At 67.6% G+C, this 6,807-nt stretch carries 6 protein-coding genes; 5 read left to right on the forward strand and 1 reads right to left on the reverse strand.

All coding sequences use genetic code 11. From position 1 onward, the window contains the following. Positions 1 to 24 precede the first annotated feature (24 nt). Positions 25 to 1,290, reverse strand: coding sequence for an Hsp70 family protein (locus tag ABIB42_RS13880; RefSeq protein WP_429248507.1), 1,266 nt, complete (start codon positions 1,288 to 1,290; stop codon positions 25 to 27). 184 nt (positions 1,291 to 1,474) lie between these two features. Between ABIB42_RS13880 and ABIB42_RS13885 the strand changes: the two genes are divergently transcribed. The 5 genes from ABIB42_RS13885 (at position 1,475) to ABIB42_RS13905 (ending at position 6,761) form a co-directional block, all read left to right on the forward strand. Beyond that, positions 1,475 to 2,386, forward strand: a complete 912-nt coding sequence (locus tag ABIB42_RS13885) for an isoaspartyl peptidase/L-asparaginase (RefSeq protein ID WP_429248508.1) — start codon at positions 1,475 to 1,477, stop codon at positions 2,384 to 2,386. Beyond that, on the forward strand, positions 2,383 to 3,261 hold the full coding sequence (locus ABIB42_RS13890) for a cyanophycinase (RefSeq protein WP_219863952.1): 879 nt from the start codon (positions 2,383 to 2,385) through the stop codon (positions 3,259 to 3,261). The genes ABIB42_RS13885 and ABIB42_RS13890 overlap by 4 nt, the downstream gene beginning before the upstream one ends. After that, a complete protein-coding gene (gene cphA, locus ABIB42_RS13895) occupies positions 3,258 to 5,846 on the forward strand; it encodes a cyanophycin synthetase (protein ID WP_429248509.1) in 2,589 nt (862 codons plus the stop codon). The genes ABIB42_RS13890 and cphA overlap by 4 nt, the downstream gene beginning before the upstream one ends. 148 nt (positions 5,847 to 5,994) lie before the next feature. Continuing rightward, the gene (locus ABIB42_RS13900; RefSeq protein ID WP_005671221.1) at positions 5,995 to 6,312 is read left to right on the forward strand and encodes a transposase; all 318 of its coding nucleotides are present in this window, start codon (positions 5,995 to 5,997) and stop codon (positions 6,310 to 6,312) included. A 56-nt stretch (positions 6,313 to 6,368) separates the two neighbouring features. Then, complete coding sequence (locus tag ABIB42_RS13905; protein WP_429248510.1) at positions 6,369 to 6,761, forward strand: IS3 family transposase; 393 nt, start codon at positions 6,369 to 6,371, stop codon at positions 6,759 to 6,761. Positions 6,762 to 6,807: the final 46 nt, after the last annotated feature.

Consider the following 6,807-nt stretch of genomic DNA (forward strand, 5'->3'; position numbering starts at 1 on the left):
TATGTGCGCGGTCGGGCCGGGCCTTCAGCCGAACCGGCGCAGCGCGTCCAGCGCCAGGCCGGTGCCGATGCTGCCGAACAGGTCGCCCTCCACGCGGCGCGCGCCCGGCACCATGGCGCCGATGCGCTCGCGCAGCAGGCCGACGCCGCTCGAACCGCCCGTGAAGAATACCGTATCCACGTCCTCCGGCTTCACCCCGGCATCCGCGAACAGTTTGCTCACCGTGGTCGCCACCTGGTCGACCAGGCCAGCAATGGCCGCCTCGAACTGCGCGCGGGCGACGTCGAGCGTCTCGGGCGGCGCCAGGCGATCGAGCTGCAGGCGCACCGTGTCGGCGTCGGACAGCGCGATCTTGGCGCCCTCCACCTGGATCGCCAGCCAGTGGCCGGCGCGCTCGTCGATCAGGTTCTGCAGGCGCGCGATCTTGCCTGGCTCGGCCGCATCGCGCGCCAGGTCGGCCAGCTGCGTCACGCTCTTGCGCGTGTAGGCCTGGTTGATCGTATGCCAGGTCGCCAGGTTGAAGTAATAGCTGGACGGGATCGCCGCGCCCGAGCGCAGGCTGCTGCCGTAACCGAGCAGCGGCATCACGCTGGCCAGGCTCAGGTACTTGTCGAAATCGGTGCCGCCGATGTGCACGCCGCCATTGGCCAGGATGTCGTCGCGCCGGTCGCTGCGCGCGGCGCGCTGCGGGCCGAGGCGCAGCAGCGAAAAGTCCGAGGTGCCGCCGCCGATGTCGGCGATCAGGACCAGTTCCTCGCGCTTGATCCGCGCCTCGTAGTCGAAGGCGGCGGCGATCGGCTCGTACTGGAAACCGATCTCCTTGAAGCCGACCGCCTGCGCCACCTCGCGCAGCGTGTCCTCGGCCAACTGGTCGGCCTGCGGGTCGTCGTCGATGAAGAAGACCGGACGGCCGAACACCGCGCGCTCGAACGGCACGCCGGCCTGGCTTTCGGCGCGGCGCTTCACCTCACCGATGAATTGCGACAGCAGCGCGCGGAACGGCAACGCGCGGCCGGCGACCTCGGTCTGGCCGTCGATCAGGCTGGTGCCGAGCAGGCTCTTGAGCGAGCGCATGAGACGGCCCTCGTAACCCTCGAGGTATTCGGCCAGCGCCGCGCGACCATAGCTGACCCGCTCGTCGTCGGCATTGAAGAACACCACCGACGGCAAGGTGGGCTTGCCATCCTCGAGCGTCAGGAGCGCCGTGGGGGCGGAGTGGGTCGTGCCTGGCCGGAGCCAGCCGACAGTGGAGTTGGACGTGCCGAAGTCAACGCCGCAAGCGTGCGCCATAGGAACCTTTATATCGAAGGGGCGGTATGTTACCAGATTTGGATTGCCCTGTAAGCGGCCTCTTACATACACACGGCGGCGCTACCGATATGGTTCAGACGGTTGCTTTTGCATAATGTCTGCTGGTCGCACACGGAGCTGCGCGACCGGTCAAGATAACAATAATGCAAAAGGATTGGACGAGATGAGCAAGCCTCAACAAGCTGGCGCCGTCGTGGTACACGGTGGCGCCGGCGCGTCGCGCGAGAACGAAGATGGCTGCGTTCTCGCCGCGCGCCGCGCATTGGCGCAGCTGGAAGTCAACGGCGAGGCGCTGGACGCCGCCATCGCCGCAGTCAGCGCCCTCGAAGACGATGGCCGCTTCAACGCCGGCAGCGGTTCGGTGCTGTGCCTCGACGGCGCCACCGTCGAAATGGATGCCTCGATCATGGATACCCGCGGCCGCCTTGGCGCGATCGCCTGCGTGCAATCGGTGAAGAACCCGGTGCAGCTGGCGCGCGCGGTGGCCGACACGCCGCACTGGCTGCTGGCCGGCGACGGCGCCACGCGCTTCGCGCGCGCGATCGGCATGCCGGAGAGCGCTCCGGTGTCGGAGCGCCAGCGGGCCGACCATCGCAAGATCATGACGCAGCTGGCCGGCTCGGTGCCGGCCATGCCGGGACTGAACATCCGGCTGTTCGACCGGTTCTGGAACTACAACACCCCGTTGAACCTGCCCGAAGGCGTCGCCTGCGACACGGTCGGCGCCGTGGTGCGCGGCGCCGACGGCCACTTCGCGGTGGCCTGCTCCACCGGCGGCTCGGCGCCGTCGCTGCTCGGGCGCGTCGGCGACACCCCGATCATCGGCAGCGGCTTCTATGCCGGGCCGGAAGGCGCGGTGGCAGCGACCGGCATCGGCGAACACATCGTGCGCCACCTGCTGGCGCGCACGGTCTATGGCTGGATCGCAGACGGCATGCCGCTCGACCGGGCGCTGCAACGCGGAATCGACCTGTTCGCGCCGGAGATCAAGGTCGGGCTGATCGCGGTCAGCCGTCATGACGCCGGCGCCTGCAGCAACAGCGACATGCCTTACTCGAAAATGGTGCAACGATGAGCGAACAAGCGAAACAGAAGAACGGCCACCTGGTCATCATCGGCGGCGGCGAAGACCGCAAGCACGACATGGAAATCCTGTCGCGCTTCGTCGAACTGTCGGGCGGCGCCAGCGCGCGCATCGTGGTGATCACGGCGGCCAGCCAGATCGCCGATGAAATGTGGCAGATCTACGACGGCGTGTTCGGCACACTGGGCGTGAAGGAACGCGCCCACTGCGAGATCACCAGCCGCGAAGACGCCAACAGCGAAGACTTCGTGCGCAAGGTGGGCGAGGCCGACGGCATCTTCATGACCGGCGGCGACCAGAAACGCCTGCTGGCCCTGATCGGCGGCACCGCCATGGACGCCGAGATGCACAACGCCCTCAAGGTGCGCGGCGCCACCATCGGCGGCACCAGCGCCGGGGCCTCGGCCATGTCGGGTCACATGCTGGCGCAAGGCCGCACCGACCTGCTGCCCGAGAAAGGCTCGGTGAGCCTGGGCGCGGGTCTCGGATTCCTGCACCGCGTGGTGGTCGACCAGCACTTCTCGGAACGCCAGCGCCTGTCGCGCCTGTTGTCGGTGGTGGCCCAGAACCCCTATCTGCAGGGGATCGGCATCGACGAAGACACGGCCCTGATCGTCGAGCGCGGGGTCGGCATCGAGGTGGTGGGCGAAGGCGCGGTGACCGTGGTCGACGGTCGCTCGATGAGCACCAATGTGGCCGAGATCAAGGACCGCGCCACGCCGGAGCTGATCGACGTGCGCCTGCACCTGCTGCCGGCCGGCAGCAAATATGCACTGCCCGATGGCCAGGAGCAGACCGGCAAGCGCGTGCCGCCCCAGCTGCTGGACTTCCTGGAAAACGTCACCAAACGGACGACACTGTCATGAGAATCAAGGAAAAACGCCTGCTGCGCGGGCCCAATCTGTACGCCGCCAGTCCGTGCCTGATGGCGCTGGTGGACAACGGCGGCGCCAAGGGCCGCGGCTTTTCCGCGCGCCTGCTCGCACTGCTGCCGGCGCTGCCGCTCGAGGCCGCGGTGCGCCTCGCCGACGACGCGCTGCTGGTCGACGCGCTCGAACCGGTGGTCATGGAGTTGCAGCGCCTGGCCGGCGCCCCGGGTGAGCACAGCGCCACCCTGCCGGTCCTGGGACAGCCCGAGCGCCGCCGCGTGGTATGCGGCTACGCGATCGAGCAAGTGGCCGAGGAAGCGCTGCGCACCGCGATCGCCCTGCTCGACGCGCTGGCGCTCGACCAGGCCTTCGACCTGGACGCCGCCGTCGCCGAATTGCGCGACACCGCCGAGCACCATGCGATCGGCACCAGCACCGGCGCCGTCGTCAACGCCGCCCTGCGGCGCGGCATCCCGGCCCTGCGCCTGCTTGATTCGGCAAACCTGTTCCAGCTGGGCTGGGGCAGCCGCCAGAAGCGGCTGCAGGCGACCATCACCGGCGCCACCAACTCGATCGCGGTGGGCATCGCCAGCGACAAGCAACTGACCAAGGCGCTGCTCGACGGGGCCGGCGTGCCGGTGCCGGAAGGCGACGTCGTCACCACGGTCGAAGCGGCCCAGCGCATCGCGCGCCGGCTCGGGCGGCCGGTGGCGATCAAGCCGCTGGACGCCAACCAGGGCAAGGGCGTGACCGTCGACTGCGTCGGCCTTGACGCCGTGGCGCGCGCCTTCGAGTTCGCGCGCAAGCATGGCCGGCGCGTGATCGTCGAGGAATACCTGCGCGGCCGCGACTACCGCGTGCTGGTCACGGGCGGCAAGATCGCGGCCGCCTCCTGGCGCCGTCCGCCGCACGTGACGGGCGACGGCAAGTCGACCATCCGCGAGCTGGTCGAGCTTGAAAACCGCAACCCGGCGCGCGGCGATGGCCACACCAACATCCTCACCAAAATTCCGCTCGACGCCCTGGCCGACGAGACGCTGGCCCGGCAGGGATATGACCTCGACACGGTCCTGCACGATGGCGTGAGCGCCGACCTGCGCGGCAACGCCAACCTGTCGACCGGCGGCACCGCCGAGGACGTGACCGACCTGCTGCCGGAAGAGACGCGCGACATCTGCATCCGCGCCGCGCGCACCATCGGCCTGGACGTGGCGGGCATCGACATCATCTGCGAAGACATCGCGCTGCCGCTGCGCGCCCAACGTGGCGGCGTCATCGAGGTCAACGCGGCGCCGGGCATCCGCATGCACCAGTACCCGAGCCGCGGCACGCCGCGCGACGCCGGCGACGCCATCGTCGAGGCGCTGTTCGGCGGCTGCAACGGACGCATCCCCCTGGTGGCCGTCACCGGCACCAACGGCAAGACCACCACCAGCCTCTTGATCGAGCACACGGTGCGCATGGCGGGCCTGCGCACCGGCGTGACCACCACCAGCGGCGTCTACCTGAACGGCCAGCTGGCCTATGAAGGCGACTGCACCGGCTACCATTCGGCGCGCAGCGTGCTGGGCGCGCCGGACGTCGACTTCGCGGTGCTGGAAACGGCGCGCGGCGGCATCCTCAAGCGCGGCCTGGCGTACGACCGCTGCGACGTGGCGGTGGTGCTGAACGTCTCGGCCGACCATCTGGGGCTGGACGGGATCGACACCATCGACGACCTGGCGAGGGTGAAGGCGGTGGTGGCCAAGCGCGCCTCGCGCGCGGTGGTGCTCAATGCCGAGGACACGTATTGCGTGCGGATGGCGGCCGAGCTGGCCGACGGCGTCGAGATCATCTATTTCGCGCTGGACGCCGAGGATCCGGTGCTGCTGCGCCATGTGGAGCACGGCGGGCGCGGGGTCTACCTGCAGGATTCGACGATCGTGATCGCGAGCGGCCTGCGCCACGAAGCGCTGATGGACGTGCGCGAGATGCCCTCTTCGCTGGGCGGGCGCGCGCGCTACAACATCGCCAACGCGATGGCGGCGGCGGCGGCCTTGATCGCCTGCGGCTTCGCCAACCACGAGATCGCCGACGGCCTGCGCGGCTTCGTCTCGGACAGCAAGCACAATCCGCTGCGTTCGAACCTGTTCGACGTGGACGGCGTGACGGTGGTGGTCGACTACGCCCACAACTGCGCGGCCTACGCCGCCCTGGCCGAGATGGCGCGCGCGATGACGCCGGGCCGCCTGGTCGGGGTGGTCGCCGCCCCTGGCGACCGCCGCGACGCCGACCTGGTCGACATCGGCCGAACCTGCGCCGCCGGCTTCGACGAACTGGTGATCTACGAAACCGAGAACCGCGGCCGCCCCGCCGGCGAAACCGCCACCCTGCTGGCGCGCGGCGCCAAGCTCGGCAAGATCGACGCCGAGCAACTGCAGGTGGAACTGGACGTGCACCGCGCGATCCGCCTGGGCCTGTCGATGTGCCGTCCGGGCGACGTGCTGGTCTTCGGCTGCGGCTCCTCGATCTCCGAACTGACCGAGGCCCTGCGCCCCACCCGCCCCGACCTCGCGCGCCGCATCGACGCCGCCACGATCTGACCCAACGGCCCTCCCGGGCCGTTTTCTTTCCCCATCTCCAATTAGGGTCAGTGTCGAATTGTTTGACAACGTTTGCTGATGAGCCGTTAAATCGACTCTGAGGTAGCCCGGGTTTGGTGGACATCCAGAATAGGAGACAATGGAGCCTATGGATGACACTAAGACCCCAGCTGCAAAGCGCACCATTCACACCAGCGACTTCAAGAAGCGTGCCGTCGCCAGACTCAAGCAGGAAGGTAACGCAACGGCGCTCGCTCTTGAGCTTGGAGTGCCGCGCAATCAGCTGTACAAGTGGGCCAAACGGCTCGAGGAAGCTGGTACTGACAAGGCATTTAAGGGCCCTGGTCGCCCGGCCGGAGTGGAAGAAGATGAACTTGCTAAGCTGCGTCGTGAAAATGAGCGCCTCAAGCTGGAGAACACCATCTTAAAAAAAGCGGAAGCGTACTTTGCGCGACGCAAGCCGTAAAGTACGCATTCATTCATGAGCACATTGGGGTACATCCGGTGGCCATGATGTGCCGCTTGTTGAAGGTCAGCCGTAGCGGTTGCTATGCATCGCGCGAGCGCCCGGAAAGCAAGCGTAGCAGCCAGGATGCGGCGCTGCGTTCACGCATCGAGGAACTGCACGAAGCCCACCGCCATGCTCCTGGCACGATCAAGATGTGGCATCTGCTACAAGCCGAAGGACTACCTTGCGGCCGTAATCGCGTGGCCAAGTTGCGTCGTATCGCAGGCATTGAGACGCGTCGCAGCGCGCGCTTTAGAAAAATGCGCACCTACCAAAAACTCGAACCGCCAGCAGATGACTTGGTCAAGCGTGCATTCGACAGGAAGGCGCCAAACAAGGTGTGGGTAGGCGACATGACGGACCTGTCAGAAATTCTGTGTGCGGGGCCAGAATTCGTAGTTAGATAATCGCGTTCGTGAAGCGCTCGCCGAACATGATGGCGAACTGGTTGGC

The organism is Massilia sp. UYP32, assembly GCF_050434365.1.
Lineage (GTDB): Bacteria > Pseudomonadota > Gammaproteobacteria > Burkholderiales > Burkholderiaceae_D > Telluria > Telluria timonae.